Below are 25,791 nucleotides of genomic sequence, written 5' to 3'. Positions count from 1 at the left end.
GGACGAGGAATCGCGGACGCGGGCGGCGGCGGGGGTGGCGGGCTCAGCCCTCGCCGCAGTCCTCGCCGCAGCCGTCGCCGCAACCCTCGCCGCCCTGCCGCTCCGCGAGCAGCCGCAGCACCGAGCGCAGTTCGTCCAGCGCCTGGTCGATGACCTCGCGCTCCCCGAAGACCAGCTGGTGCAGGACGAGCCCCTCCAGCGTCGCGAAGACCATCCGGGACAGCCCCTCGTCCACCGGGCCGGGCAGCATCTGGGTGAGTTCGCGCCGGGTGGCGTCGAAGTACTCGTCGTACAGCGACCGCAGGTGGGCGAGGAGCTCGGGGCGGCGCCGGGACTCCAGCAGCAGTTCGTACTGGAACGCCTGGAGGTCAGGACCGGATTCGACCATGTCCGTCAGGCCCGCCGAGAAGTCGGCCACCTCGCCCGTGCCCGGTGCGAGGGCGCTGCTGCTGAGGGAGGAGCGGATGGCGTGGGCGACGGCCTCCTCGATCAGGGCGTCGCGGGAACCGAAGTGGTGCACGACCAGGCCGTGGGTGACCCCGGCCTCCTCCGCCACCGCCCGGTAGGTGAGCTTGCGCAGCCCGCCCCGGGCCACGACGCGCACGGCGGCCTCCAGCAGGGCCTCGCGGCCCGTGCCGTAGTGCACGCGCTTGCGGGGGCGGCGGGCGGGCTCGGTCATGCCCGCGACCCTACCCAAGCCGTCCCGTTCAGCGACGCGGCGGCCCTCAGCGACAGGGCGGCCCTCAGCGACGCGGCGGCCGGATGCCACGGAACTCCCAGTCGCCGCCGAGCGCGGTCGACAGTACCTCCTCCGACTCGGTGGGCTGGGCGCCGACGTCGGTGCGGACGGCGGTCGGGCCGGTCACGATGTGGTTGGTGAGCCGCCCCAGTCCCTCGACCTCCACCTCCACCACGTCGCCCGGCTGGACGGGCCGCGAGTTGGCGGGCGTGCCGGACAGCAGGACGTCACCCGGGTACAGGGTGATGGTGCGGGCGATGTCGGCGACGAGGTAGTGCATGTCCCAGGTCATCTCGTCCGTCGACCCGTCCTGCACCACCTCGCCGTTGACGTGGGTCCGCAGCCGCTTGCCGTGGAAGTCCCAGTCGGTGACGAGGCCGGGGCCGAGCGGGCACAGGGTGTCGGAGCCCTTCACCCGGAGCATCGAACCGGCGTCGGTGTCGCGGAAGTCGTGCAGGCCGAAGTCGTTGGCGATGGTGTACCCGGCGATGTACTCCCCCGCTTCGCCCGGCGCGATGTTCCGCGCGGTCCTCCCGATGACGATGGCGACCTCGCCCTCGTAGTTGAGCCACTTGCAGCCCTCGGGGCGGACGATGGCGCCCTGGTGGGCGTTGAGGGCCGAGGTCGGCTTGTGGAAGTAGGTGGGCGTGTCGGGCAGCCCGATCCGGAACTCGTCGACCCGGCTGCGGTGGTTGAGGTGCACGGCGATGACCTTGGACGGAACGACCGGCGGCAGGTGCCGCGCGTCGTCGGTCTTGACGCGGCGGCCGTCCCCGGCGACGAGTTCGTCACCGTCGACGGTGACCTGGACGGCGGCTCCGTCGAGGAGGATGCGGCGGTACTCAGGCATGGGCGGACTCCTGGGGTGCGGTGGTGGGGCTGCCGGTCCAGCCGTCGGTCGGCCGGTCGAACCAGAGGTGGGCCTGGCCGGTGCCGACGGAGTTCTCGTACGCGCCGTACTGGCGGGCCCGGGCGGTGCAGTGCCGCTCGCCGAGGGCGCCGGCCATCATCAGGTAGTGGAAGAACTTCGCCTCGGGCTTGAACTTCCAGAACTCGTCCATGGTGTCGAGGACCTTGTCGTGGCGGCCCTCCTTGAACCAGGCGATGCGCTCCAGGTCGGCTTCCCGCGCCTCGGGCGTGCGGATGTGCACCGGGTCGCTGGCCTCGTGGTCGCGCAGTTCGCGCAGCGGCCAGAAGGTGTGCGAGAGGGCGCCGGAGGCGATGAGCAGCACCCGTCGCCCCGGGGTGGCGGCGACGCCGTCGGCGAGCGCCCGCCCGAGCCGCAGGTGGTCCTCGATGTCACCGGTCTGGCAGACCCCGATGGTGACCCATCGCTTGTCGGGCAGGCCCTCGCCCAGGTATTTCCAGAGGTTGATGGTGGCGTAGTAGACCGGCAGGTACGCGTCGTCGATCGGGGTGATCCAGGTGCCGTGCTTGTCGGCGAACGAGGCGATGCTGTGGGCGAGTTCGGGGTCGCCCGGGTAGTCGTACGGCATCCGGCACATGCCGCGCGGCAGCTCCTCGGAGGTGAAGAGTCCGGCTCTGCGCTGCTGGGCGGTGACGACGAACTCGACGGTGGTGGCCCAGTGGGAGTCGAGGACGACGACGGTGTCGTAGTCGTCCCGCTCGAAGACGTCCCGGCGCAGCTCCCGGAGCCCGGTGACGAGGGTGATCTCCTTGCCCTCGTTGAGCTCCAGGCGGTCGGCCTCGGGAAGCACGATGGTGGGGACGTGGGCGAGCAGCCCGGCCCCGACGATCTCACCCATGGTCCTGGCTCCATCCGTTCGGGGCGGTGACGGTGTTCTTCAGGTCGCAGTAGAAGTCGAAGCTCCAGGTGCCGCCCTCGCGGCCGACCCCGGACTGCCGGGAGCCGCCGAAGGGCGCCTGGAGGTCCCGTACGAAGAAGCAGTTGACCCAGACGGTCCCCGCGACGAGCTGCGCCGAGACCCGCTCCGCGCGCTCCCGGTCACCGGTGGCGACGGTGGCGGCCAGCCCGAAGCGGGTGTCGTTGGCGAGCCGGACGGCTTCGTCCTCGCCGGTGAAGGTCTGCAGGGTCAGGACGGGCCCGAAGACCTCCTCCTGCACGATCTCGGAGTCCTGGGTGACGCCGGTGAGCAGGGTCGGCGCGTAGTACTGGCCGTCCTTGCGGTGCCCGCCGATGACCGCCCGTGCCCCGGCGGCGACCGCCCGTCGCACGAAACCGTCGATCTTCCCCAGCTGGCGGGGGTGGATGGTGGGTCCGATGTCGGTGGCCTCGTCCCGCGGGTCGCCCTGCCGCAGGGCCGTGGCCTTCTCGACGAACCGCCGGGTGAACTCCTCGGCGACCGGCTCCTCGACGAGCAGCCGGGTGCCCGCGAGGCACACCTGCCCGGCGTTGTCGTACTGCTCCACGGCGAGGTCGACGGCCAGGTCGAGATCGGCGTCGGCGAAGACCAACAGCGGTGACTTGCCGCCGAGTTCGAGACTGAGGGGCGTGAGGTTCGCCGCGGCCGAGGCGGCGATCCGCCGCGCGGTCGGCACCGAGCCGGTGAAGCTGATGCGCCGCGCGTCGGGGTGCGCGGTGAGGGCGTCGCCGATCTCGGAGCCGTACCCCTGGACGACGTTGAGGACACCCGCCGGCAGTCCGGCCTCCGCCGCGATGTCGGCCAGCAGGGAGGCGGTCAGCGGTGACCATTCGGCGGGCTTGAGGACGACGGTGTTCCCGGCGGCGAGGGCGGGGGCGACCTTCCAGGTGGCCAGCATCAGCGGCGCGTTCCACGGCGTGATCAGCACGCAGGGCCCGGCCGGATCCCAGCTGACGTGGTTGGTGTGTCCCCGGGTGTCGAAGTCCTCGTGCTCCAGCGTCAGCAGCCAGTCGGCGAAGAACCGGAAGTTGTGGGCGACGCGGGGCATGACGCCCCGCCGGTGCGACCGCAGCAGCGCGCCGTTGTCGGTGGTCTCCACGATCGCCAGCTCTTCGAGACGCTTTTCGACACCGTCGGCGATGGCGTGCAGGATGCGGGCGCGCTCGCCGCGCGAGGTGCCGGCCCAGGCGGGAAAGGCGTCCCGGGCGGCGACGACAGCGTCTCCGGCCTCGTCGGGCCCGCCCCGGGCGATCTCGCCCAGCACGCTGCCGTCGATCGGAGAGTAGTCGGTGAAGGTGCCGTCGGAGGCGACCCGCCGCCCGCCGATCCAGTGCCGGGTGTCGACGGAAACACCGGCGACGGTGATTTTCTCAGGCATGAGAAGGGTTCCATTCAAGCGAGGGGAATTTCAGCTACCTAGGGGCGCGGGGAACTGCGCGACAAGCCACCACACACCCGCACCCGACCACGGGCACTACGCGGCAGACGCTCCCGACGTACCGACTTCCAACAGCCGCCCCCCATCCCAAACCACCCCGACCTGCCGGTAATACGCGGCGATCGGCTCCCGCACCTCCAGCCGGGCCAGTTCCTCTGTAGGCGCCTCGAACAACTCCAACTCGGCGTCCCCGACCCACGGTTGACCACCTTCGAAGGAAGCCGCACCACTCTCGACCAGCTCGTCGAGCGCCAGCCCCTTCCCCTTCTCGATCGACGGCAGCCACCGGTGATGCGCCATGGGGTGGGCGTTGACGAACCCACCGCTCTGCGACGGCTCCCGCAGCGTCACCACGGCCTGCGCGATACGCCGGTCCGCGGCGGCCAGCGTCGCCCCGAACCGCGCCCCCGCCTCGATCCGCGGAGCGGGCCCGTACGGATGCGGCCGCGTCTGATGAATGGAGCCCAGCTTCTTCGGATACCCCTGGTGCAGCCCCCGCGCGATCGCGAAGTCCTTGTCGACCCAGATGTGGACGCACCGCGAGTACGTCCGCCCCCCGTACCGGCACCGCACCACCGCGAACGCCTCCTTGTACTGCGCCCGCACGGGATCGAGCAGCTCCTCCCCGGAGGCCGAGCAGGACTGCCAGTCGGCCCAGATCAGGGCGACCGCGCCCGGATCCTCGTCGGCCAACTCCAGTGGCTCGGGGAGCAGTTCACGCACCCGCGCCGGATCGGTCCGGTACTCGACCGTCAACAGGTCACCGGAGTACCGCCACGGCGGAGAGGGAATCAGCGACGACGCACCCGTCGCCGTCTTGGGATGGAAGTAACCACGAAGACCGGTCACGGAAGGGCTCCTTACGAGGTGAGGGCGGGCTGCTTCAGCAGATCGGCGCGGTACCGGGCGGCGGCGCGGGCCGCGGCAGGCCCGCCGAGCGCGACGACACCGACCAGCAGTCCGTCGCGGTGGTAACCGGCCAGCACGTCCCCCGAGGGGTCACCGTCGAGGACCCGGACATCGCCGAGCCCCAGCGCGGGCGCACCGAAGGACTGCAACCGGAAGTCGTGCTGGTCGCTCCAGAAGGTGGGCAGCGGCGCGAAGGGCGCCAGGCCGGCACCGCCCGCCACCAGCACCTTCGCCGCGTGCTTGGCCGAATCCGTCGGCACGGACCAGTGCTCGACCCGCCGCGGCACACCGTCGTAGCGGGCGTTCGGGAAACGGGCGACGTCACCCACCGCGACGACCTCGGGCCGGCCGCCGACCCTCAGGTGCTCGTCGGTGAGCACGCCGTCGCCCAGGTCGAGCCCGTTGCCGTCGAGCCATTCGGTGTTGGCGACCGAGCCGACGGACTCCACCACCACGTCGGCGGCGAGCACGGACCCGTCGCTCAGCACGACACCGGTGACCCGGTCGTCGCCCTCGAACCCGGCGACCCCCGAGCCGAGCGCGAAGCGGACCCCGCGTTCCTGGTGCCGGCGCAGCAGCAGGCGTGCGAGCAGCTCCCCGAGCGGCCCGACCATGGGCAACGGCAGCGGATCGACGACGGTGACCTCTGCCGCACCGAGCCCGACCGCGGTCGCGGCGACCTCGCAGCCGATGAACCCGGCGCCGACCACGACGACCCGCACGCCCGGCCGGGTCAGCTCGGCCCGCAGCCCCCGGGCGTCGTCGATCGTGCGGACGGTGTGCCGGCCGGCGACCGGCCCGGGGCAGCGCAGCCGCCGGGGCCGCATCCCGGTGGCGACGACCAGCCCGGCGTACGACAGCACCGAGCCGTCGTCGAGTACGACGGTCCGCTCGGCGAGCCGGGCCCGCACGGCCTTGGTGCCCAGCCGCCATTCCACGTCGGCCGCGGACGGCTTCGGCGTGAAGGCGAGCGAGGCGAAGGACGCCTTGCCCGCGAGGACCTCCTTGGACAGCGGGGGCCGGTTGTACGGCGGGTGCGGCTCGTCGCCGACCACCGTGATGCCGCCGGTCCAGCCCGCGGCGCGCAGTTGCTCGGCGGCGCGCAGTCCGCCGAGGGAGGCGCCGGCGACGACGATGCGCCCGCTCATGTCAGTCCTCGATCCGGATGGCCTGGAGCGGGCAGACGTCCGCGGCCTCCTCGACCTCGTCGCGCAGGGCGTCGTCGGGGTCGGGGACGTAGGCCAGGCGGCCGTCGTCGTCCATCCGGAAGACGTCGGGGGCCGAGAAGACGCACTGGCCGTGGTCCTGGCACTTGTTCATGTCGACGACGACCTTCATGGCCGGTCCTCCTGAATGTGAGGGCGTCGAAGCGGAAGGGAAGAGGGGCCCGGCCGGAAGGGGCCGGGCCCGGGCCAACGGGGTGCGGTGGACGCGCCCCGAACTCGTTTGGCTTCAAACAAGGTAGGCAGGGGCAGGGGCCTGGTCAATAGCTATCCGGATGGATAAATTCTTGCCCCCGCCCTCTTGCGGCACCCTTCACCCACCCCTACCGTTTGGCATCAAACAAGATCCGGGCGGTCCTGGCTCCGCCGCGCCCGGCCGCTCGCTCCCACGCCACCCGCCTCCCCGGCCCCCGTGTCCCGGAGGTGTCCCGACGTCCGCCCGAGGAGACAACGGTGAGCGCTCACGACCTTGAAGAAGTCCGCCGCCACATGGACCGGCTCGCCGCCGACGGCATCGACGTGGTCCGGGTGACCTATCCCGACCTGATCGGCACCGACCGGGCTCGAGACGTGCTGCTGGAAGAGCTGCCCCGGGCGTGCGAGCACGGGCTGGCGTTCTGCCGGGCCGTCTACCACACCAGCCCGCAGGGCGACGTGGTCCCGGTCAGCGGCGGGCTCGACGCGGGCCTGCCGGACATCTGCGTCCGGCCCGACCTCGACACGCTGGTGCAGCTGCCCTGGGAGCCGGGAGTGGCGGCCTGTCTGGGCGAGGTCGTCGACCCGGCGACCGGCGCCCCCGCGCCCGAGTCGCCCCGCGACCTGCTGCGGTCCGTCCTCGCCCGGTGCGCCGAGCACGGGTTGCGGCCGGTGGTCGGGCCGGAGCTGGAGTACTTCCTGTGCGACCCGGACCCGGCCGGAGGCTGGCGCCGCTACGCGCCCGACCCCGGGGTCGTCTACACCGCTGGCCTGCGCGCCGACCCGGACAACCACCTGCTGCGCACCCTGCGCCACGTACGCGATCTGAAGGTCGGCGCGATCAGCGGCAACCACGAGTTCGACGGCGGCCAGATCGAGATCAACCTGGCGCACTCGGACGCCGTGTCGGCCGCCGACCGGTCCTTCCGCTTCAAGGCCGCGATCAAGGAACTGGCGCGGAAGGAGGGCCGGCTGGCCACCTTCATGGCCAAGCCCTTCAACGACGCGGGCGGCTCCGGCTTCCACCTCCACCTGTCCTGCGACGACGAGGAGGGCCGCAACACCTTCGACGACCCGTCCGGTGCGTACGGCCTGTCGGCCACCGCCCGGCACGCCGTCGCCGGCGTCCTGGCGCACGCGCCCGCCCTGGCCGCGCTGCTCAACCCCACGGTCAACTCGTACAAACGCTTCGGCCCCGACACGCTCGCGCCCTGGCTGATCGACTGGGGCCTGGACAACCGCAGCGCCATGGTGCGCATCCCGCCCGAGCGGGGCTCCGGCGCCCGGCTCGAACTGCGCCTCGGCGACGCGAGCGCCAACCCGTACCTGGCGATCGCCGGGACGATCGCCGCCGCGCTGCTGGGTGTCCTGGCCGGCGAGGAGCCGCCCGCCCCGCTGGAGGGCTACGGCTACGACACCGCCCGCTCGGCCGTCCTGCCGCAGACCCTGTCCGCCGCGCTGGACGCGCTGGAGGCGGACACCGCCCTGACCGACCTGCTCGGCAAGGGCTTCACCACGTCCTTCCTCTCCTACAAGCGCGACGAGGTCGAACGCTTCCACCGGCATGTGACGGACTGGGAGTTCACCGAGTACGCCTACCACCTGTGACGCCCCCTGTGACGCCGAGGAGCACGCCGATGACGACCGAGACCCTGCCCGACGCGGCGCGCGAGCCGCTGCCCCTGGCCGACGTGGACCTCGCCGACCTGGACCGCTTCACCGACGGGGTCACCCCCTGGCGGATGTTCCACACGCTGCGCCACGAGGACCCGGTGCACTGGCAGCCCGAGGAGGCGCCCAACTCCGGGTTCTGGGCGGTGACCCGGCACCAGGACATCGTCCGGGTGGACCGCGACCCGGAGACCTTCACGTCGACGAGGTTCGTCAACCTGGAGGAGGTCGACGACGACCAGATCAAGAAACGCGCCTCGATCCTCGAACTGGACGGAGTCCGGCACCGGGCGCTGCGCAGCGTCATCCAGCGGCAGTTCGGCGCGAACGTGATCAACGGCTACACGGACTTCCTGCGCGGCCTGACCGCGAGGACCCTCGACGCCGCCCTCGCCAAGGGGCGCTTCGACTTCGTCGCGGACGTCTCGGCGGACTTCCCCATCAACGTCCTCGCCCGGCTGCTGGACGTGCCGCCGGAGGACAACCAGAAGCTCATCGACTGGGGCAACCGCATCATCGGACACACCGACCCCGACTACGCGGACGTCCTGCTGCACAGCGAGGAGAGCGAGCGGTACCGCGACCTGCCGTTCCGCTCCCCCGCCTCGCTGGAGGTGTTCGAGTACGGCCGGGAACTGGCGCGGCAGCGGCGCGGCGGCGACGGCACGGACCTGATCTCGCGCCTGGTGAACACCGTCCCCCGGGACGGGGTCCCGCTCTCCCCGCAGGACTTCGACAACTACTTCCTGCTCCTGGTCGTCGCCGGCAACGAGACCACCCGGCACACCATCTCCCACTCCATGCTGGCCCTCATCCAGCACCCCGAGCAGCTCGCCCGCCTCCAGGAGGACCCCTCCCTGATCCCGGTCGCCGTCGAGGAGTTCCTGCGCTGGGCCTCCCCCGTCTACCACTTCCGCCGCACCGCCACGCGCGATGTCGAGCTGGGCGGCAAGCGGGTCAGGGAGGGCGACAAGGTGGTGATGTGGTTCGCCTCCGGCAACCGCGACGAGGAGGTCTTCGGCAACCCCTACGACTTCGACGTCACCCGCCGGGACAACGACCACGTCACCTTCGGCAAGGGCAGCCCCCACCTGTGCCTGGGCAACCTCCTGGCCCGCACGGAGATCCGCATCATGTTCGAGGAGCTGATCCCGCGCCTGGCCGGTATCCGCCTGGCCGGTGAGGTGCCGCGCGTGCGCTCCAACTTCGTCAACGGCATCAAGAAACTGCCGGTGGAGGTCACGCTCGCCTGACGGGCCTCCGGGCGGGCCGGGCTGCGGCCAGGCGGGAAAGGGGGCGCGAGCGGCAGGGGCCCCTGCCGCTCGCGCCGCGTCAGGCCGCGACCGGCGCGGGGGACGCCGGCGGCCGGGCCTCCTCCGCCTCGGCCAGCAGCGTCATGAGCGTGGCCCGGGCGCGGGCCACTCGGGAGCGGACCGTGCCGACCGGGCAGTCGCTCAGCTCGGCTGCCTCCGCGTACGGCAGTCCGAGCAACTGGGTGAGGACGAACGCCTCGCGCCGCTCCCGCGGCAGCGCGGCCAGCAGCTCCCGCAGCGCCACGCCGTCGTCGAAGCCGGGCAGGCCGCACGGCTGGGCGTGCTCGACCGCCAGCTCCCAGTCCGGCAGGTCGGCGGGGCGAGGGCGTACGGCGGTGCCGCGGATGCTGTCGGCCACCGCGCGCCGGGCGATGGCGAGCAGCCAGGCGCGGGCCGAGGAGCGGCCCTCGAACCGGTGCAGGCTGCCGAGCGCCCGCAGGAACGTGTCCTGTGCCAGATCGTCCACGGCCTGCGGATCGGCGCACAGATGGGCGACGTACCGGATGACGTCGCGGTGCAGGGCGCGCACGAACCGGTCGACGGCCGCGGAGTCACCGCCCCGGGCGGCCAGCGCCCAGGCGGTCGCCGACTCGTCGGCCGAGGCCGGTCTCGCGGTGGCGAGGGGCGGGGCAGGAGTGATCACCTGATGTCCTTCTCGGATGTCCGGGACCACGCGCGCACGGGCGGGCGCGCCGGCACCCTGAGGGTCCGGCGGGGCGCACGCCCGGCCGCGTGGTCCGGTGAGCGGGGATGCGGTCGTACCCGTACGGCGCGCTCGGGCCGGCACGAGCCCGGGCAGCCGCGTGCAACGCGCGGCGCGCGCTCGGGCCGGGCGGGCCCGAGCTGCCGCAGGTAACGCGGCGCGTGCCCGGGCCGGGCAAGAGCCCGGGCGGCTGCGGGCGACGCGCGCGTGCCCGGGCCGGGTAGGGCCCGGCCAGCCGCTGGCAGCGCGGCGCACCGACGTACGCGGGGACGACCGAGACCGGGGCGCGCAGGGGCGGCCCCGGGGATGACCGGCCGCCGTCAGGCGGCAGCGGCCCCCGCCGGAGGTCCCCGGGAGGTGATCGCGTGGACGAGGAGGGAGAGGCGCGGCGCCCGGTCGGAGGACGCCCGCCGGACCCGCACGGGCGGGGGCGCCGGTGTCGGCAGGGCGAGCAGCAGCCGCAGGGGCGCGGCGAGCCGGCCGCCCACGGCGCGCAGCAGCCGGAAGGCGGCCCGTTCGCCGTGGCCCAGCCACAGTCCGCACAGCAGGGCGGCCAGGAGGTGGGCGGCGAGCATGCCGAGGGAGGAGTCCCCGCCGGGGGCGTTCCCCATGTGCCCCATGTGTCCCATGTGCGCGGACATGGACTCCAGGGAGTCCGCGCCGTGTCCCATGGATGCCATGTCCATGGAGTGCGCGCCCGGGGCGGGGGTTCCGGTGGCCGGTCCGGTGCCCTGCGCCTGCGGTGCGAGCGAGAACGCCGAGTGCAGGGCCGTCTGGACGGCGACGGCGACGGCGACCACGAGGCGGAGGCCGCGCTCGCGGCCCGCCAGGCACCAGCCCGCCGCACCCGTGGCGGCCCAGCCGGCCACCAGGGTCGGCAGGGGCACGTGGTCGCCGGACATCATGACGTGGCCCAGGGCGGCGAGCACGACACAGACGGCCGCGAACACCGCGGCCCGTATCGCGCGAGCACACCACCCAGCTGTCATGGCGCCTCATCCTCGCATCCGGCCCCGCCCCGTCCCCCATGGGTACGGACATACTCCCGGGACACTCAATCGGCGAGATGTGATTCAGGCCACTGTCCAGGAACGGGGATCAGGGGCTGAGCGCCGGACGGCGTCGCGTCAGTGGTGGGCGTGGACGACGGCGTGGCCCTTGCCCCGGCCGATCATCCACTTGTTGACCGGGGTCGTGATCACGAAGGCGACGACGAAACCACCCAGCAGCGCGGACCAGAACAGCGCGTCCGTCAGGTGGGCGTCCATCGCGCCCGGGGTCAGGGCGATGATCGCGTTGTCGACGAACTCCATCACCGTGATCGAGACCGTGTCCGCGGCCAGCGCGACCTTGACCGCCGCCGCGAGCCCGAGGCCGGCCCGCAGGACGGCGAACAGGGTGAACGAGTAGCCGAAGAGGAACGCCAGCCCGATCGCCAGCACCATGGTGGGCAGGTTGCCCCATCCCAGCGCGGTGCCGATCACCATGCCGAGGATCTCGCCGATCGCACACCCGGTCAGACAGTGCAGTGTCGCCTTCACGGCGGTCCCCCAGGACGCCGTCCCGTGCGAGTGCTCCGCGGGGTTGTGAGTGGTGTGGTCCATGACTCCGAGCGTATACCCCCTAGGGGTATACCGCCAGAGGTCGTGACGCCGAGTCGATCTAGAGTGCTCGCCATGACGACGCAGCCGCCGCGGTCGACCCGGCAGACACAGGCCTATCTCTCCGAGCTGTTCTCCCTGGAGGGCCGGGTCGCGGTGATCACGGGCGGCAGCTCGGGCATCGGCCGCGCCATCACCGGCGCCCTCGCCCGGGCCGGGGCCAGCGTCGTGGTCGTGGCCCGCACCGAGGCCGGCCTGACGGCGACGGTCGGGGAACTGACGGCCCAGGGCTGCCGCGCCGCGTCCGTGAGCGCGGACCTGAGCACACGCGCGGGGGTGCGGACGGCCGCCGAGCGGGCGGTCGAGGCGTTCGGGGAGCCCGACATCCTCGTCAGCAGCGCCGGCATCAACCTGCGTCCGCCGATGGACGAGCTCACCGAGGACGTCTGGGACGCCACGATGGCCGTCAACCTGGAGGCGCCCTTCCTGCTGGGGCAGCGCTTCGGCCCCGGCATGGCGGAGCGCGGGTACGGGCGGATCCTGCACATCAGCTCGCAGCAGGCGCACCGGGCGTTCGTCCAGAGCGGTGCCTACGGCGCCTCCAAGGGCGGGCTGGAGGCACTGGCGCGGTCCCAGGCGGAGGCGTGGTCGCCGCGCGGCGTCACCTGCAACGTCCTGGTCCCTGGCTTCGTCATGACACCGCTCAACGCGCGGCTGTCGTCGGACCCGGAGAAGGTGGCCGCCCTCGCCGCCCGCACGATGATCGGGCGCAACGGCCTGGCCGAGGACTTCGCGGGCGCGGCGGTCTTCCTGGCGAGCCCGGCCTCCTCCTACATCACCGGGCAGTCGGTCTTCGTCGACGGCGGGCTGTCCGTCCACTGACGCGGCCCGGGCCGGTCAGCCCGCGGACGGGCCCTTCCCCCACACGAAGACCTCCGTGCTCGGGCCCCGTTCGGAGAACCGGCCCGACGCGGAGGCCTCCCGCAGCAGCCGGCGCAGATCCGCCTCGAAGTCGTCCCGGCGCCCTTCGAACAGGTGCGGAGCCGAGTACGACATCGAGAACACCCAGGCGACGACGTCGTCGACGCTCCGCTCCAGCGCCTGCCCGCCGGGCACGACGAGCCGCCGGGGGCCGGTGAATCCCGCCCGGGCGAACACCTCGGCCTCACCGCCCGGCGTCCCTCGCGGCAGCACGCCGCGGCCCGCTCGCCGCACCGGCCCCAGGTAACGCCTGACCAGTTCGTCCACCGCCGCGTAGGGGACCGCCGGGTGCGGCAGGCCGTCGACGGTCCGGACCTCCGTCTTCAGGTCGGAGATGTGCACGAGGGCCCCACCGGGCCGGAGCATGGGGCGGACGGCCGCCGCGACCAGGTCCCGGTCCATCCAGTGGAAGGACTGACCGAAGACGGCGACGGAGAACGTGCCGAGCCCCGCGGGCAGGGCTTCGGCACGGGCCCGCACCCACCGGGACTTGTCCGCGACGCCCCGGTCGGCGGCTCCGCGCGCGGCTTCGGCGATCATGCCGCCGTCCGGGTCCACGCCGACGATCTCGCCGAACAGATGCGCGAGGCGCAGCGCGATGATCCCGGGCCCGCAGCCCACGTCGATGAGGCGCCCCCGCCCGTCGAGCCGCAGCGCCTCGGCGAGCGCGTCCGCCAGCCCGGGCGCGTACGGCAGCCGCCCCCGCTCGTAGTAGGCGGCCGTCCCGGAGAACAGCGTGTCGTCCCACTCCCAGTCGGCGACCACGCCGCCCACCACCCTCACCGCACAGAACTCCGCCACCACCCGGCCGGGCGACCGGCCCGATTTTCCCACGGCCGGGCCACCCCTCACCGGAACTCCCCCGGCCGGGGACGCGGCCGACGGGCGAGTGTCAGCGGCCGGTGCCACGCTGGGCAGACAGGACCTGCGAAAGGGATGCATCGCCATGATCACCACCGAGTACGCCCCCGGTTCCCCCTGCTGGCTCGACCTTGGCGCCCCGGACGTCCCCGCCGCCGCGGCCTTCTACGGCGCGGTGCTCGGCTGGGAGTACGAGTCCATGGGCGAGAGCGAGGACTTCGAAGGCGGGATGTTCAAGAAGGACGGCAAGACCGTCGCCGGACTCGGCAAGCTCACCGAGGAGGGCGCCCGCTCGGCCTGGATGCTCTACTACTGCGTCACCGACGCGGACGCCACGACCCAGGCCGTACAGCAGGCGGGCGGCATCGTGCGGGTGGCGCCGATGGACCTCGACGAATGGGGCCGCATGGCGCAGTTCAGCGACCCCCTGGGCGGCCAGTTCGCCGTCTGGCAGCCGGGGACGAACCGGGGCATGGAGCTGGTGGACCAGCCGGGCTCGCTGTCGTGGGTGGAGCTGTACACGAGCGACGCCGCGGCGGCGAAGGAGTTCTACGGCGGCCTCTTCGGCTGGCAGTTCAGCGACATGCCGCTGCCCGGCGGCGGGGGCACGTACACGCTCATCACCCCCGCCGGCCTGCCCGAGGAGCGCATGCACGGCGGCCTCATGGAGATGGGCAAGGAGAACCTCTCGCTGGCGAACGGACAGCCGTACTGGCACCCGGTCTTCGCGGTCGAGGACTGCGACGCGGCGGTGGCCAGGGTGAGGGAGAACGGCGGCAGCGTGCAGATGGGCCCCGAGGACGCGGAGGGCGTCGGCCGGCTGGCCGTCTGCCTCGACCCGGCGAACGCGGACTTCGTGGTGCTCACCCCGGCGGAGAGCTGAGCCTGCCGCGTCACCACCAGCGATGCCGGTCCCCGGCGATGCGCCGGTCCCCGAGCGGCTGCACCGCACGGGCGTTGCCCTCCGGGAAGAGGCTCCGGTAGTGCGCCAGCGCCGCGGCGGACGCCTGCACCGGATGGGTGAGCACCGTCCAGCGCACTCCGGTGACGTAGGGGCAGGTGGTGGTGGAACCGAGGTAGCGGTACGACTCGGTGCAGGGCGGCAGCAGCGCGTCGAGCGTCACACCGGGCACCTGCCAGGGCTCCTCGCGGCGGCGGGCCGAGGCCAGCAGCCGGTCCAGGGAGTCGTTGGCCTCGCCCGGATGGAGGAAGACGCCCAGCACCGCGTACTCCTTCGCACCGGCCCCGGTCTCCGCTTCGTCCCCGAGCGTCCGTGCGTACTTCAGGTGCTGTTCCATCGGGAACGCCACCCCGCCGACGGTGTGCTCGGAGGGGGTGTGCCAGTGGACGTCCTCCAGCCGGTAGGTGGCGTCGCCGACGCTCAGCAGGCACCCCGCGCCGGTCGGCGGCTCGGCCTTCACCGTGCCCTCCTCGGGCCGGTCGCAGTCGGGCCGGTGCTCACGGGGCCGTTCGAAGCGCAGGCTCAGCGCGAGCCGTGCCGGATGCCGCAGGCGCAGCGGCGGCACGGCCGAGACGTCGGTGGCCTGCGGCCGGATGTCGACGGGGCTCTGCGACAGCAGCGGCGTGTCGGCTGCGGGCTGCGCGGGGGCGGTGAGAGACACGGGCGAACCCCTTCGGGCTGAGGGCGGGCAGGCGGCAGGAGGGGCAGGCGGCAGGCGGGCAGGCCGGGCAGCGATCACCCGCATGCTTTCCCTCCCCCGCTCGCGGAACGCGGCAGGTCACCTGGACTGCTGAACATCCCGCAGCACGGGGTTGACCCGGCTTCGCCCCCGACCGACCGTCGACTCCCCCCGGTTGAGCCGTAAACCTTCTTGCATATGATGCGCAAATGCGCGACTACACCATCAGGGAAGCCACGGCAGCCGACGTCGACGGGGCCCGGGTGGTGATGCTCGACACCGTGTACCGCGACTTCGACACCGGTTACGTGCCGCGGTGGCACGCCGACATCATCGACCCGGTGTCGTTCTACCTCGCGCCGCCGCGGCACACGCTCCTGGTGGCCGTCGACGAGCGCGACGGGACGGTGGCGGCCACGGCGGCGCTCGACGCGCGCGGGCCGGCGCATCCGCCGAACCCGCGCTGGCTGGCCGAGCGGTTCCCCTCGGGTGAGACCGCGCAGCTGCGGCGGGTGTACGTGCGCCCCGAGCACCGGCGGCGGGGCCTGGCCCGGGAACTCGTGGCGGGACTGCTGGAGTTCGCGCGGGCCGACGGCGGTTACCGGTCCGTCTACCTGCACACGTATCCGCACTCACCCGGCGCGATGGGCCTGTGGCTGGCGCTGGGCAAGGTGCTGTGCGACGAGCGCGAGGACGTGCCCGGCGGGGGCAGCGGGGTCGTGCACTTCGAGATCCCCTTCGCCTGAGCACAGTGGTGTCGAAATCGTCCTCCGTGACCAGGGGCCTCGCCGCCCTGCGCGTCCTCGCGCGGGGCGGGGGCCCGACGCTGCTGTGGCGGGCCGTCCTCATGGCCGCCCTGGTGGGCGCGATCGGCCTGCTGCCGTGGCTGTCGCGCACCGACCCGGCACTGACCGTGCTCAAGGCCCGCTCGGCCGACCGCGACCCGACACCCGAGACGCTGCGGGCCGTCCGTGACCAACTCGGCCTCGACGACGGCCCGCCGGCCCTGCTCGGCCGCTGGCTGGGCGGGCTGCTGCACGGGGACGCGGGCACCTCGTGGGTGTCCGGCACGCAGGTGCTGCCCGGCGTGGTGCAGGCGCTCGGCGCGTCGCTGCTGCTGATGGCGGGAGCCCTCGTGGTCGCGGCGGGCACGGCGGCGGTGTGCGCCCGTACGCTCCGGCTCGGCTCGCGGCGGCGGCTCGGTACGCGCGGCCCCGGCGGCACGGCGACCGCCGTGCTGGCGGCGCTGCCCGAGTTCCTCGTCGCCTCGGTGCTGGCCTCCGTGATCGGCGTGCAGTTGGGCTGGCTGCCGGCCCTGGGCTGGTACGGGCCGCAGTGGATGGTGCTGCCCTCCCTGGCCCTCGGTCTGCCCGCCGGGGCGGTTCTCGGGCGGATGCTGGACGACCTGCTGCCCGGCGCGTTCGCCGAGCCCTGGGCGCTGGCCGCCGCTGCGCGCGGGGTGCCGCCGAAGTCCGTGGCGCGGCAGGCGGTGCGCCGCTGCGTGCCCGCGCTGCTGCCGAACCTGGGCCTGTTCGTGGTCGGCCTGACCGGCGGCTCGGTCGCCGTCGAGCAGATCTTCGACATCCCGGGCCTGGGCCGGCTCACCCTGCAGGCCGCCCTGGCCCAGGACCTGCCCGTGCTGCAGACCGGCACGCTCGCCCTCGTCCTGCTCGCGGCCGCCGCCGGGCTCCTCGCCCGGCTCACGGCCCGGCTGCTGATCGGGCCCGCGCTGCGCGACGGCGCCCTGCACTCCCTGCACCCCCCCGGTCCGCCCGCGCCACGCACGCTGCCCCTGCTGTACGGGGCGCTGCTCGCCGCCGTCATCGGCTTCGGCCTGCCCCGTGACGCGCTCGCCCTGGACGCCCTGGGCCGGCTGCAAGCCCCCTCCCCGGCGCACCCGTTCGGCACGGACGCGCTCGGCCGGGACGTCCTCGCCCGGGTCTCCCACGGCGCGCTGACCACCCTCGGCACCGCCCTCGCGGTGAGCGCCGCCGCGCTGGCCGTGGGCCTGCTGCTGGGGCTGCTGCCGCGGCTGTCCGGGCCGCTGGTCGACCTCGTCAGCGCCGTGCCGCCCGTCCTGGCCGGTCTGCTCGTCGCCGGCGTCGCGGGCAGCGGCCCCTGGACACCGGCGTTCGCCGTGGGCGTCGTGGCCTGGGCCCCGCTGGCCGCGCACACCTCCTCCCTGCTGCGCCAGGAACGGGCGACCACCCACCTGGCCGCCACCCGCGCGCTGGGCGCCGGGCGCCGCTACCTGCTGTGGCACGAACTGCTGCCCGCCGTGCTGCCGCCGGTGGCCCGGCACGCGCTGATCCGGCTGCCCGGCATCGCGCTGAGTCTCGCGGCGCTCGGCTTCCTCGGCCTGGGCGCCCAGCCGCCCTCGCCCGAGTGGGGCCTGCTGCTCGCCGAGAACCAGCCGTACGCCGAGCGCGCCCCCTGGGCCGTCCTCTTCCCCGCCGCCGTCCTCGCCCTGCTCGGGGCGCTCGCGGTGACGGCCGCGGGCGGCGTACGGCTGCCCCGGCGGCGCGAGCGGCCCGAAAGCCCGGCCGGGCCGCCCGGGGAACCGGGCGGTTCCGCCCCGGGCCGGGGGCGGAACCGCCCCGACGCCCTCCTCGTCCCCGTGTCCCCCTCACCGACAGAAGAACGATGACCGACCGCATATCCCGCGTGCTGCCCCGCCGAACCTCCCGTACGCCCAAGGCCCCCCGCGCCCCGCGCGAGAGCACCTGGCGGCTCTGGCGGGACCTGTCCCCACTGCTGCGGCTGCTGATCCTCACCCAGCTCGCCTTCAACATCGGCTTCTACGCCGTCCTGCCGTTCCTCGCCGAGCACCTCGGCACCGCCATCGGCATGGCGGGCTGGCTGGTCGGGTTCGTCCTCGGGCTGCGCACCTTCAGCCAGCAGGGGCTGTTCGTGGTCGGCGGCTGGCTCGTCGACCGGTGGGGCGTGCGGCCGGTCGTGCTGGCCGGCTGCGTGCTGCGCGTCGCCGGGTTCGCGTGGCTCGGGTACGCGGAGGCGAGCTGGGCCGTGATCGGGGCGGTGCTGGTGATCGGTTTCGCCGCCGCGCTGTTCTCCCCCGCCGTGGAGTCCGAGGTGGCCCGCCAGGCGGTGGCCTGGGAGGAGGAGGGGCACGGCCCGCGCACGCGGGTGCTCGCCCTGTTCAGCGTGGCGGGGCAGGCCGGGGCCTTCGTCGGACCGCTGCTCGGCGCGCTGCTGCTCGCCGTCGACTTCCGCACCGCGTGCCTGGCCGGTGCCGCGGTCTTCGTGCTCGTCCTCGCCGGGCACCTGTGGCTGATGCCGCAGCACATCCCCGGCCGGGTCCGCGTCCGGGAGCGGGGCGGAGCGCGCGTGCTGCTGCGCAACCGCCGCTTCCTGGCCCTGTGCTGCGCGTACGGCACGTACCTGCTCGCCTACAACCAGCTGTACCTGGCCCTGCCGGACGAGGTGCAGCGCGCGGCGGGCTCCCAGGCGCCGCTGTCCTGGTTGTTCGCCCTGTCGTCGGTGCTCGTGGTGTTCGCCCAGCTCCCGGTGACCCGCTGGGCGGGCGACCGGCTCGACCTGCGCCGCTCCATGGCCGCCGGGCTGCTGCTGATCGCCTCGGGCTTCGCGGTGGTGGCCGCCGCCCGACCCGCCGGGTGGACGGGCACGGCCGGGCTGCTGCCGGCCGCCGGGTTCGTCGTGCTGCTCACCGTGGGGCAGATGCTGGTGGTGCCCGCCGCCCGCGCCTGGGTCCCCGACCTCGCCGAGGAGGGCCGGCTCGGCCTGTACATGGGTGCGCTGTCCTCCGTCTCCGGCCTGATCGTGCTCGTCGGCAGCGCCGCCACCGGCTCCCTGCTCGACTCGGGCCTGCCGGCCGCGGTGCCGTGGCTGGTCCTCGCGGCCGTGCCGGCGCTGGCGGTGGCGCTGCTGCCCCGCCGGGAGGGACGGTCGGCCCCGGCGGCCTGACCGGGCCCGGCAACCGGGCGGACGGGAGCGTCACTCCGCAGGGCGACGGCGCTCCCCCGGGTTTTCCGGGACCGTTCCGTCCGGGATCACCGCCGAGGAACACACTGATCATCCGGCGCCAGTATCCTGGGTCGGCTGCGGCACCCCCCACCAATCCCCGTGCGAACGCGGGGAGTTCGGTCTGCGGCAACCTTCCCACACGCATGAGACGAGGACGAGTGCTGCTAGCGGGCCGCTACCGGCTGGATGTTGAGATCGGGCGCGGTGGAATGGGAGAGGTCTGGCGCGCGTACGACGAGACGCTCGCCAGAGCGGTGGCGGTCAAGCTGCTGCTGCCCCAGGACACCGACGCCACGGCGGCCTCCCGGTTCCGCCTGGAGGCCCAGACCGCCGGGCGCCTCAACCACCCGAACCTGGTCGGTGTGCTGGACTTCGGCGAGTACGACAACCGGCTGTACCTGGTGATGGAGCTGGTCGAGGGCGACAGCCTCGCCGGGGTGCTGGCCGCGTCGGGCGCGCTCCCGGCCGGACGGGTGGCCGACCTCGCCGCCCAGGCCGCCGCGGGACTCGCCGCCGCGCACGCGCAGGGCATCGTCCACCGCGACATCAAGCCCGCCAACCTGCTGCTGGACACGGGCGGCACCCTGAAGATCGGCGACTTCGGCATCGCGCGCTTCCTCGACGATCCCGGCGCCGCGCTCACCGCCACCGGCCAGATCGTGGGCACCGGCCTCTACCTCGCGCCCGAACGCGCCCTGGGGCAGCCCGCCGGGCCCGCCTCCGACATGTACTCCCTGGGGTGCGTGCTCTACCAGCTCCTCAGCGGCCGACCGCCGTTCCAGGCGGACACCGCCGTCGCACTCCTCCACCAGCACCTCGACAGCGCCCCCGTGCCGCCCCGGGAACTGGGGGTCGCCGGGCTGCCGCCGGCCTTCGAGAACTACCTCCTCGGGCTCCTCGCCAAGCAGCCCGAGGACCGGCCCTCGGCCCAGCAGGCCGCCGAGTGGTTCGCCGGCGGCGCCTGGCGGGGGCTGCCCGAGCCGCTGCCGGAGGCCGCGTCCCCGGTGCCGTCCGCCGCGCCGGGAGCGTACGCTCCGGCCGAGCCCCGCAGCGTGACCACCTACGCGCTGCCCGGCGCCCCCTCGCTGCACACCACCCGTACGCCCCAGGCCGGGCGTGGCCGCCGCTCCGCGCCCCGCGGGGGCCTCGGCAACCACCGAGCGGCCGCGACGATCGCCGCGGCGGCCCTCTTCGTCGCCGCGATGCTCGCCGGCATGCTCTGGTTCTCCCCCGACAACACGGCGACCAAGGGCACGGAACCGGACGCGTCACCGTCCGCGAGCAGCCCGGCCGCCACCCCCGCCGACGGCCCGGCCTCGCCCCTCTCCTCCGACCCGGGGACGGCCACCGCTCCGACCGCCGGCACCGTGGCCGATGTCACCCCGGCCACGACTCCGTCCACAGCCCCGGCCGCCCCCTCGCCGACCCCCAGCCCCGCGGCCCCCACGCAGGAGGCGGCCACCGGCGCGCCGGAGAAGGCGGAGAAGCCGCGGCAGGAGATCCCGCGCCACGTCCGGCCGGTCGGGGACGGCGACGACGACGGGGACGACGGGGGCGACGACTGACACGACCCGCCCTCCGACGGCCGGGGTGCCCCCGTCCCGGAGCCGGCCCGCCCTCCGACGGCCGGGGCGCCGTCCGTCTCGCGTGGATCCGCGGCGTCATGCGCCGGTGTGCGAGCGGGCGCCCCCTCACGCGCCCCCTGCGTGGCTTGTCATCGTCCTTATCCCGGCCTTATTGTCACCACGCCTTGGTGAACGGGAAATCCGGTGTGATGCCGGTGCGGCCCTCGCCACTGTGAATCGGGAAGTCCGGCTCCGGCCCTCACGGGCAGCCACTGGGTCCTGAAGGACCCGGGAAGGCGGAGCACGGGCGGTGGTACCCGTCAGCCAGGAGACCGGCCAAGGCGCGTCAACCATCCACGAGGTGCTGGAGAGGGTCTGCTGAGCCATGCACATTGCCGAGGGTTTCCTGCCTCCGGCGCACGCGGTCGCCTGGAGCGTCGCGTCGGCGCCGTTCGTCGTCCACGGAGTCCGGTCGCTCACCCGTGAAGTGCGCGAGCACCCCGAGAGCACACTGCTCCTCGGTGCCTCCGGCGCCTTCACGTTCGTCCTGTCCGCCCTGAAACTGCCGTCCGTCACCGGCAGTTGCTCCCACCCCACCGGCACGGGGCTGGGAGCCATCCTGTTCCGCCCGCCCATCATGGCGGTGCTGGGCACCATCACCCTGCTCTTCCAGGCCCTGCTGCTCGCGCACGGCGGCCTCACCACGCTCGGCGCCAACGTCTTCTCCATGGCGATCGTCGGACCCTGGGCCGGATACGCGGTCTACCGGCTGCTGCGGCGGTACGACGCGCCGCTGATGGCGGCCGTGTTCTGCGGGGCGTTCGTCGCCGACCTGACCACCTACTGCGTCACCAGCGTGCAGCTGGCGCTCGCGTTCCCCGACCCGGGCAGCGGATTCCTCGGCGCGCTCGGCAAGTTCGGTTCCATCTTCGCCGTCACACAGATCCCGCTCGCGGTGAGCGAGGGCCTGCTGACCGTCCTCGTGATGCGGCTGCTGATGCAGTCCAGCAAGGGCGAACTGACCCGGCTGGGCGTGCTCCTCGCCGGGAAGCGGTCGCGGACCGGCACCGAGGCGGTGGCCCGATGAGCCGGAACACGAAGATCAACCTGGTGCTGCTGCTCGCCGTGGCCGCGCTCGCCGTGCTGCCGCTCGCGCTCGGCCTCGGCGACCACAAGAAGGAACCGTTCACCGGCGCCGACGCCCAGGCGGAGACGGCGATCACCGAGCTGGACCCGGGCTACGAGCCCTGGTTCTCACCGCTGTACGAGCCGCCGTCCGGGGAGATCGAGTCGGCGCTGTTCGCCCTCCAGGCGGCGATCGGCGCGGGGGTCCTCGCCTACTACTTCGGCCTGCGGCGCGGCCGCCGCCAGGGCGAGGAACGGGCCGCGGCCCGTCAACAGGCCGCTGACGGGGGTGCCGTGGGCGTCCCCGGGGAGTCCCCGGCCGAAGGGGCCTGAGCCGCGTGCTGCCGATCGACGCGGCGGCGCACGGCAGTCGCTGGCGCCGCCGCCACCCCGTGGACAAGGCCGTGCTCGGACTCGGCCTCACCGTGCTGGCGGTCTCGCTGCCGCCCTGGCCGGGCGCGGCCCTGGTGCTCGTGGCGGCGCTGTCCCTGCTGCTGGGGCCGGCCGGTGTGCCCGGGCGGCGGCTGTGGCGGGCCTACCGGGTGCCGCTCGGCTTCTGCGTGACGGGCGCGCTCACCCTGCTCGTCCAGGTCGGCGGGCCGGGGCGCTTCGTCTCCCTCGCCGGTGACGGGCCGGTGCGGGCCGCCGAGTTGCTGCTGCGCACCTCGGCGGCCTCCCTGGGCGTGCTGCTGTTCGCCTTCACCACGCCGATGTCCGACCTGCTGCCCCGCCTGGTGCGGGCGGGCGTGCCCGCGCCCGTCGTCGACGTCGCGCTGGTGACGTACCGGATGAGCTTCCTGCTCCTGGACTCCGTGCGCCGCGTCCGGGACGCCCAGGCCGCCCGGCTCGGGCACACCAGCCGGGCCGCGGAGTGGCGGTCCCTGGCCGGGCTGGGCGCCACCGCGTTCGTCCGGGCCTTCGACCGGGCGGCCCGCCTCCAGGCCGGTCTCGCCGGGCGCGGCTACGACGGCACCCTGCGCGTCCTGGTGCCCGAGGCCCGGGTCTCCGTCCGTTTCACCACGGCCAGTTGCGCGCTCCTCGCGGCGCTGGCCGTCCTCACCTTCGTGCTGGAAAGGCCGCTGACATGAGCGAGGCCGCCCTGGTCGCCCTGCGGGGCGCGTCCTTCGCCTACGAGGACGGCCCGGCCGTGCTCAGCGGCCTCCACTTCGAGATCCGCGAGGGGCGCGCGCTCGCGCTGCTCGGCCGCAACGGCAGCGGCAAGACCACGCTGATGCGGCTGCTCAGCGGCGGACTGAGGCCGCGCGAGGGCCGGCTGACGGTCGACGGGCAGCCGGTGACGTACGACCGCAGGGGCCTGACCCGGCTGCGGACGACCGTCCAGCTGGTGGTGCAGGACCCGGACGACCAGTTGTTCGCGGCCTCCGTCGAGCAGGACGTGTCGTTCGGGCCGCTGAACCTCGGCCTGGACGACGCGGAGGTGCGGGCGCGGGTGGCCGAGGCGCTCGACGCCCTGGACATCGCCGCCCTGGCCGACCGGCCCACCCATCTGCTCTCCTACGGGCAGCGCAAGCGGACCGCCATCGCCGGCGCGGTCGCCATGCGGCCCCGGGTCCTCGTCCTCGACGAGCCGACGGCCGGGCTCGACCCCGACGGCCAGGAACGGCTCCTCGGCACGCTCGACGGGCTCCGCGCCCGGGGCACCACGGTCGTGATGGCCACCCACGACGTCGATCTCGCCCTGCGCTGGGCCGACGACGCGGCGCTCCTCACCCCGTCCGGCGTGCGCACCGGGCCCGCGCCGGTGGCACTGGCCCGCACCGATCTCCTCCGGGAGGCGGGGCTGCGGCTGCCGTGGGGCGCCGCCGCGGCGGAACTCCTCCGGGCTCAGGGCGTGCTGACCGAGTCGGCGCCGGGCCCGCGTACGCCGGACGAGCTGGCCGCCCTCGCGGCGGGACAGCGGCTGGGGGCGGCCGGGAGCGGCGGCTGACGAGGAGGGCGCGCCGGTCAGTCGAAGTACGACTGGAGCGAGCCGCGGCGGCGGACGTCGAGCGTCGCGCAGTGGAACGAGCCGCCGAACGGCGCGTAGTGCAGCAGGTCGCACGGGATCGGCTCGAAGCCCCACTTCTCCAGCGCGCGCAGCATGCCGGTGTGGTGCCGCTCGGCGATCACCCGCCGCTCGTCGACCATCAGCACGTTCATGCTGAGCCACTTGCCGCACATCGAGGTGACCTTGAGGAGCCGCTCGTCGATCGGGTCGGGCTCGGGGGCGACCAGGACGTCCCAGGAGTCCAGGATGCCGGGCAGCCGGTCGACGTCGATGTACTCGGGGTTGACCAGCACCTTTCCGGGCGCGAGCAGGACGAACGTGGTGTCGATGTGCATGGGCGTGCGGCAGCGGCTCTCGATCTCGTGGATGCGGTACCCCGGCCCGAGGTGGCGGCGCAGCCACTCGATGCCCATCGCGTTGGTGACGTTGCTGCGCGTGACGAACAGGTCGCGGCCCGCCCGGACGAAGTCCGCCGCATCGAAGACGGGTTCGAACTCGGTGAGGATGTACCGCATGGGGTCGCCGTCCTCCGGGACGCGGAAGTCCGGATCGAACAGCTCGTCCGTGAGCTGCGGTTTGGGGGCCGCGGTCCAGCGCGCGCCGCGCCGGAAGTAGTCCTTGAGGATGGGGCGGTAGGAGTGCGTCTCGAAGTACCGGCAGGGCCACGCCATCGGGGTCTCGATGATCTCGTCGCCGATCACGAGCATGCTGTCCCGGGGACAGGTGTTGCAGAAGCCGCGTGAGGACCAGTCGGGGGTGGCGAAGCGGCGCCGGTGGTCGACCGCGTCCGGGCGCCGGACGGTGACGCCGAGGGACTCCAGCAGGGTGACGAACCCGTCGATCTCCTGCTGCGCCTTCTCGATGAGCATCCGCGGGTACCGGAAGCCCGCGGCGAGCCCCTGAAGCCGCCCGGCCCAGGGGGGCACGTTGCAGGTCACCACCGGGTGGTCGGAGGGGATCGTGGCGCCTTCGAGGCGTCCGACGATGATCTCCTCCAGCGGGTCCCACTCGGTGTGCGAGTCGACCGGCGACACGAGCTGCTCCGCCGGCTCGCCGTTCGCGGCGGGTACTCCGGGGTTCTGCAGGACCGTCATGCTCACCCCCTGGGGATCGCGGGCTTCACCGATGCGCCACCCGTGCCCGGTTACTCACCGTGGTCCGCGGGAGCCGTCCGCGTCAACGGTCGCGACGCCCTCGGTACCCAGCCGGTTGCCCCGAATTCGCTTGTCCACGCTCGCGGCGCCGCACTACGTTGCCGAGGTGGATCTCTTCTCACGCTCCTGGACGGCGTTGCGCGAGGCTGTCGCCTCTCTCTCCGACGAGGACTTCGCCCGGCCGTCCGGCTGCGCCGGCTGGCTGGTGCGGGACCTGGTGTGCCATCTGGTCATCGACGCCCAGGACGTCCTGATCACCCTCGCCACCCCTTCCGACCGGGAGCCGACCCGGGACGCGGTGACCTACTGGGAGGTCTCCGGCACACCGCCGACGGGCGACGACCCGCTCGACGCGCTGACGGTCCGGCTGGCCGCGGCGTACCAGGAGCCGCACCTGCTCACGTTCCACCTGGACGACGTCGGCTCCGCCGCCGGCCGCGCCGCCCTGCTCGCCGACCCGGCCGCCAGGGTCGGCACCCGCGACGAGGTCCTCACGGTGGCCGACTACCTCTCGGTGTACGTCCTGGAGTGGACGCTGCACCACCTCGACCTGATCGCGTACCTGCCGGACCCGGAGCAGCCGCCGGCGGAGGCGCTCACCCGGTCCCGCGAGCTGCTGGAGCGGATCGTGGGGAGTCCGTTCCCCGCGTCGCTCCACGACGTGGACGCGCTGCTGGTCGGCACCGGGCGGCGGGCGCCGACCGAGGCGGAGCGGGCCGAGCTCGGCGAGCTGTCCGCGAGGCTCCCGCTGTACCTGGGCTGACGCGTTCCCCGGCCGGCCGGTCAGGCTCCCGGGGAGGACGATCCCGCTGCTCAGGG

26 protein-coding genes and 1 riboswitch are annotated in these 25,791 nt (G+C 73.8%); of the genes, 13 read left to right on the top strand and 13 right to left on the bottom strand.

The annotated features are described in order from the left end of the window. Nucleotides 1-43: 43 nt before the first annotated feature. The 7 genes from ABZ386_RS20165 to ABZ386_RS20135 all read right to left on the bottom strand — a co-directional run bounded on the left by ABZ386_RS20165 (nt 44) and on the right by ABZ386_RS20135 (nt 6,268). Nucleotides 44-679: a TetR family transcriptional regulator gene (locus tag ABZ386_RS20165; RefSeq protein WP_351335838.1), complete on the bottom strand. Its 636-nt coding sequence runs from the start codon at nt 677-679 to the stop codon at nt 44-46. Between the two features lie 64 nt (nt 680-743). Further along, nucleotides 744-1,589 (bottom strand): fumarylacetoacetate hydrolase family protein, encoded by an 846-nt coding sequence (locus ABZ386_RS20160; RefSeq protein WP_356524248.1) that lies wholly within the window; start codon nt 1,587-1,589, stop codon nt 744-746. Beyond that, complete coding sequence (locus ABZ386_RS20155; protein WP_356504202.1) at nt 1,582-2,505, bottom strand: 3,4-dihydroxyphenylacetate 2,3-dioxygenase; 924 nt, start codon at nt 2,503-2,505, stop codon at nt 1,582-1,584. The genes ABZ386_RS20160 and ABZ386_RS20155 overlap by 8 nt, the downstream gene beginning before the upstream one ends. Beyond that, entirely contained in the window at nt 2,498-3,961 is a 1,464-nt protein-coding gene (locus ABZ386_RS20150) for an aldehyde dehydrogenase (RefSeq protein ID WP_358965415.1), read from the bottom strand. Before ABZ386_RS20150 ends, ABZ386_RS20155 begins: the two co-directional genes overlap by 8 nt. A gap of 96 nt (nt 3,962-4,057) precedes the next feature. Continuing rightward, complete coding sequence (locus tag ABZ386_RS20145) at nt 4,058-4,870, bottom strand: acetoacetate decarboxylase family protein (protein ID WP_356524250.1); 813 nt, start codon at nt 4,868-4,870, stop codon at nt 4,058-4,060. 11 nt (nt 4,871-4,881) lie between these two features. Continuing rightward, nucleotides 4,882-6,078 carry an FAD/NAD(P)-binding oxidoreductase gene (locus ABZ386_RS20140; protein WP_356504205.1) on the bottom strand — a complete coding sequence of 399 codons (1,197 nt, stop codon included), beginning with the start codon at nt 6,076-6,078 and terminating at the stop codon, nt 4,882-4,884. Between the two features lies 1 nt (nt 6,079). Next, nucleotides 6,080-6,268, bottom strand: a complete 189-nt coding sequence (locus ABZ386_RS20135) for a ferredoxin (RefSeq protein WP_031108213.1) — start codon at nt 6,266-6,268, stop codon at nt 6,080-6,082. A gap of 338 nt (nt 6,269-6,606) precedes the next feature. Here ABZ386_RS20135 and ABZ386_RS20130 point away from each other — a divergent pair, with 338 nt between their 5' ends. Together ABZ386_RS20130 and ABZ386_RS20125 are read left to right on the top strand one after the other, a co-directional pair. Then, complete coding sequence (locus ABZ386_RS20130; protein WP_356524253.1) at nt 6,607-7,956, top strand: glutamine synthetase family protein; 1,350 nt, start codon at nt 6,607-6,609, stop codon at nt 7,954-7,956. A 29-nt stretch (nt 7,957-7,985) separates the two neighbouring features. Further along, a complete protein-coding gene (locus ABZ386_RS20125; protein WP_358965413.1) occupies nt 7,986-9,272 on the top strand; it encodes a cytochrome P450 in 1,287 nt (428 codons plus the stop codon). Between the two features lie 79 nt (nt 9,273-9,351). Here ABZ386_RS20125 and ABZ386_RS20120 read toward each other — a convergent pair whose 3' ends face one another. The 3 genes from ABZ386_RS20120 to ABZ386_RS20110 all read right to left on the bottom strand — a co-directional run bounded on the left by ABZ386_RS20120 (nt 9,352) and on the right by ABZ386_RS20110 (nt 11,639). Beyond that, on the bottom strand, nt 9,352-9,975 hold the full coding sequence (locus tag ABZ386_RS20120; protein WP_351335862.1) for a sigma-70 family RNA polymerase sigma factor: 624 nt from the start codon (nt 9,973-9,975) through the stop codon (nt 9,352-9,354). 380 nt (nt 9,976-10,355) lie between these two features. After that, a complete protein-coding gene (locus ABZ386_RS20115) occupies nt 10,356-11,024 on the bottom strand; it encodes a hypothetical protein (RefSeq protein WP_358965411.1) in 669 nt (222 codons plus the stop codon). Nucleotides 11,025-11,162: 138 nt separating this feature from the next. Continuing rightward, complete coding sequence (locus tag ABZ386_RS20110; protein ID WP_198678379.1) at nt 11,163-11,639, bottom strand: DUF4396 domain-containing protein; 477 nt, start codon at nt 11,637-11,639, stop codon at nt 11,163-11,165. A 72-nt stretch (nt 11,640-11,711) separates the two neighbouring features. On the opposite strand from ABZ386_RS20110, the gene ABZ386_RS20105 reads away from it, so the two are divergent. Continuing rightward, the gene (locus tag ABZ386_RS20105) at nt 11,712-12,518 is read left to right on the top strand and encodes an SDR family oxidoreductase (protein ID WP_358965409.1); all 807 of its coding nucleotides are present in this window, start codon (nt 11,712-11,714) and stop codon (nt 12,516-12,518) included. A 15-nt stretch (nt 12,519-12,533) separates the two neighbouring features. Here the strand turns inward: ABZ386_RS20105 and ABZ386_RS20100 are convergent, their stop codons facing one another. Further along, nucleotides 12,534-13,382: a class I SAM-dependent methyltransferase gene (locus ABZ386_RS20100; protein ID WP_358965515.1), complete on the bottom strand. Its 849-nt coding sequence runs from the start codon at nt 13,380-13,382 to the stop codon at nt 12,534-12,536. A gap of 181 nt (nt 13,383-13,563) precedes the next feature. Here ABZ386_RS20100 and ABZ386_RS20095 point away from each other — a divergent pair, with 181 nt between their 5' ends. Beyond that, on the top strand, nt 13,564-14,361 hold the full coding sequence (locus tag ABZ386_RS20095; protein WP_356504209.1) for a VOC family protein: 798 nt from the start codon (nt 13,564-13,566) through the stop codon (nt 14,359-14,361). Nucleotides 14,362-14,371: 10 nt separating this feature from the next. Here ABZ386_RS20095 and ABZ386_RS20090 read toward each other — a convergent pair whose 3' ends face one another. Further along, nucleotides 14,372-15,100 (bottom strand): carbonic anhydrase family protein, encoded by a 729-nt coding sequence (locus ABZ386_RS20090; protein ID WP_358965407.1) that lies wholly within the window; start codon nt 15,098-15,100, stop codon nt 14,372-14,374. Nucleotides 15,101-15,327: 227 nt separating this feature from the next. Here ABZ386_RS20090 and ABZ386_RS20085 point away from each other — a divergent pair, with 227 nt between their 5' ends. The 8 genes from ABZ386_RS20085 (at nt 15,328) to ABZ386_RS20050 (ending at nt 23,758) form a co-directional block, all read left to right on the top strand. Next, a complete protein-coding gene (locus ABZ386_RS20085; RefSeq protein ID WP_358965405.1) occupies nt 15,328-15,864 on the top strand; it encodes a GNAT family N-acetyltransferase in 537 nt (178 codons plus the stop codon). Nucleotides 15,865-15,965: 101 nt separating this feature from the next. Next, nucleotides 15,966-17,765 (top strand): ABC transporter permease subunit, encoded by a 1,800-nt coding sequence (locus tag ABZ386_RS20080; protein ID WP_358965513.1) that lies wholly within the window; start codon nt 15,966-15,968, stop codon nt 17,763-17,765. Beyond that, complete coding sequence (locus ABZ386_RS20075) at nt 17,762-19,060, top strand: MFS transporter (RefSeq protein WP_351335879.1); 1,299 nt, start codon at nt 17,762-17,764, stop codon at nt 19,058-19,060. The genes ABZ386_RS20080 and ABZ386_RS20075 overlap by 4 nt, the downstream gene beginning before the upstream one ends. 203 nt (nt 19,061-19,263) lie before the next feature. Continuing rightward, complete coding sequence (locus ABZ386_RS20070; protein WP_358965404.1) at nt 19,264-20,685, top strand: serine/threonine-protein kinase; 1,422 nt, start codon at nt 19,264-19,266, stop codon at nt 20,683-20,685. A gap of 169 nt (nt 20,686-20,854) precedes the next feature. Beyond that, a riboswitch (cobalamin riboswitch) is annotated at nt 20,855-21,041 on the top strand. A 29-nt stretch (nt 21,042-21,070) separates the two neighbouring features. Next, a complete protein-coding gene (locus tag ABZ386_RS20065; protein ID WP_356504215.1) occupies nt 21,071-21,772 on the top strand; it encodes an energy-coupling factor ABC transporter permease in 702 nt (233 codons plus the stop codon). Next, nucleotides 21,769-22,143, top strand: a complete 375-nt coding sequence (locus tag ABZ386_RS20060; RefSeq protein WP_358965402.1) for an energy-coupling factor ABC transporter substrate-binding protein — start codon at nt 21,769-21,771, stop codon at nt 22,141-22,143. The genes ABZ386_RS20065 and ABZ386_RS20060 overlap by 4 nt, the downstream gene beginning before the upstream one ends. A gap of 5 nt (nt 22,144-22,148) precedes the next feature. After that, the gene (gene cbiQ, locus ABZ386_RS20055; protein WP_356524269.1) at nt 22,149-22,898 is read left to right on the top strand and encodes a cobalt ECF transporter T component CbiQ; all 750 of its coding nucleotides are present in this window, start codon (nt 22,149-22,151) and stop codon (nt 22,896-22,898) included. Then, on the top strand, nt 22,895-23,758 hold the full coding sequence (locus ABZ386_RS20050; RefSeq protein WP_358965400.1) for an ATP-binding cassette domain-containing protein: 864 nt from the start codon (nt 22,895-22,897) through the stop codon (nt 23,756-23,758). The genes cbiQ and ABZ386_RS20050 overlap by 4 nt, the downstream gene beginning before the upstream one ends. A 17-nt stretch (nt 23,759-23,775) precedes the next feature. Here the strand turns inward: ABZ386_RS20050 and ABZ386_RS20045 are convergent, their stop codons facing one another. Then, the gene (locus tag ABZ386_RS20045) at nt 23,776-24,912 is read right to left on the bottom strand and encodes an amidinotransferase (RefSeq protein ID WP_351335894.1); all 1,137 of its coding nucleotides are present in this window, start codon (nt 24,910-24,912) and stop codon (nt 23,776-23,778) included. Between the two features lie 166 nt (nt 24,913-25,078). Between ABZ386_RS20045 and ABZ386_RS20040 the strand changes: the two genes are divergently transcribed. Then, the gene (locus ABZ386_RS20040) at nt 25,079-25,735 is read left to right on the top strand and encodes a maleylpyruvate isomerase N-terminal domain-containing protein (protein WP_351335896.1); all 657 of its coding nucleotides are present in this window, start codon (nt 25,079-25,081) and stop codon (nt 25,733-25,735) included. Nucleotides 25,736-25,791: the final 56 nt, after the last annotated feature.

The organism is Streptomyces sp. NPDC006140, from assembly GCF_040628815.1.
Lineage (GTDB): Bacteria > Actinomycetota > Actinomycetes > Streptomycetales > Streptomycetaceae > Streptomyces.
This window is presented reverse-complemented; position numbering and strand designations above follow the sequence as displayed.

Excerpts from the sequence above, each read along its gene's own strand:
- ABZ386_RS20045 (WP_351335894.1), bottom strand. The coding sequence starts at position 24,912 with ATGACGGTCCTGCAGAACCCCGGAGTACCCGCCGCGAACGGCGAGCCG.
- ABZ386_RS20110 (WP_198678379.1), bottom strand. The coding sequence starts at position 11,639 with ATGGACCACACCACTCACAACCCCGCGGAGCACTCGCACGGGACGGCG.
- ABZ386_RS20115 (WP_358965411.1), bottom strand. The coding sequence starts at position 11,024 with ATGACAGCTGGGTGGTGTGCTCGCGCGATACGGGCCGCGGTGTTCGCG.
- ABZ386_RS20135 (WP_031108213.1), bottom strand. The coding sequence starts at position 6,268 with ATGAAGGTCGTCGTCGACATGAACAAGTGCCAGGACCACGGCCAGTGC.
- ABZ386_RS20060 (WP_358965402.1), top strand. The coding sequence starts at position 21,769 with ATGAGCCGGAACACGAAGATCAACCTGGTGCTGCTGCTCGCCGTGGCC.
- ABZ386_RS20085 (WP_358965405.1), top strand. The coding sequence starts at position 15,328 with ATGCGCGACTACACCATCAGGGAAGCCACGGCAGCCGACGTCGACGGG.
- ABZ386_RS20165 (WP_351335838.1), bottom strand. The coding sequence starts at position 679 with ATGACCGAGCCCGCCCGCCGCCCCCGCAAGCGCGTGCACTACGGCACG.
- ABZ386_RS20160 (WP_356524248.1), bottom strand. The coding sequence starts at position 1,589 with ATGCCTGAGTACCGCCGCATCCTCCTCGACGGAGCCGCCGTCCAGGTC.
- ABZ386_RS20105 (WP_358965409.1), top strand. The coding sequence starts at position 11,712 with ATGACGACGCAGCCGCCGCGGTCGACCCGGCAGACACAGGCCTATCTC.
- ABZ386_RS20075 (WP_351335879.1), top strand. The coding sequence starts at position 17,762 with ATGACCGACCGCATATCCCGCGTGCTGCCCCGCCGAACCTCCCGTACG.
- ABZ386_RS20150 (WP_358965415.1), bottom strand. The coding sequence starts at position 3,961 with ATGCCTGAGAAAATCACCGTCGCCGGTGTTTCCGTCGACACCCGGCAC.
- ABZ386_RS20070 (WP_358965404.1), top strand. The coding sequence starts at position 19,264 with ATGAGACGAGGACGAGTGCTGCTAGCGGGCCGCTACCGGCTGGATGTT.
- ABZ386_RS20050 (WP_358965400.1), top strand. The coding sequence starts at position 22,895 with ATGAGCGAGGCCGCCCTGGTCGCCCTGCGGGGCGCGTCCTTCGCCTAC.
- ABZ386_RS20125 (WP_358965413.1), top strand. The coding sequence starts at position 7,986 with ATGACGACCGAGACCCTGCCCGACGCGGCGCGCGAGCCGCTGCCCCTG.
- ABZ386_RS20095 (WP_356504209.1), top strand. The coding sequence starts at position 13,564 with ATGATCACCACCGAGTACGCCCCCGGTTCCCCCTGCTGGCTCGACCTT.
- ABZ386_RS20080 (WP_358965513.1), top strand. The coding sequence starts at position 15,966 with ATGGCCGCCCTGGTGGGCGCGATCGGCCTGCTGCCGTGGCTGTCGCGC.
- ABZ386_RS20155 (WP_356504202.1), bottom strand. The coding sequence starts at position 2,505 with ATGGGTGAGATCGTCGGGGCCGGGCTGCTCGCCCACGTCCCCACCATC.
- ABZ386_RS20140 (WP_356504205.1), bottom strand. The coding sequence starts at position 6,078 with ATGAGCGGGCGCATCGTCGTCGCCGGCGCCTCCCTCGGCGGACTGCGC.
- ABZ386_RS20065 (WP_356504215.1), top strand. The coding sequence starts at position 21,071 with ATGCACATTGCCGAGGGTTTCCTGCCTCCGGCGCACGCGGTCGCCTGG.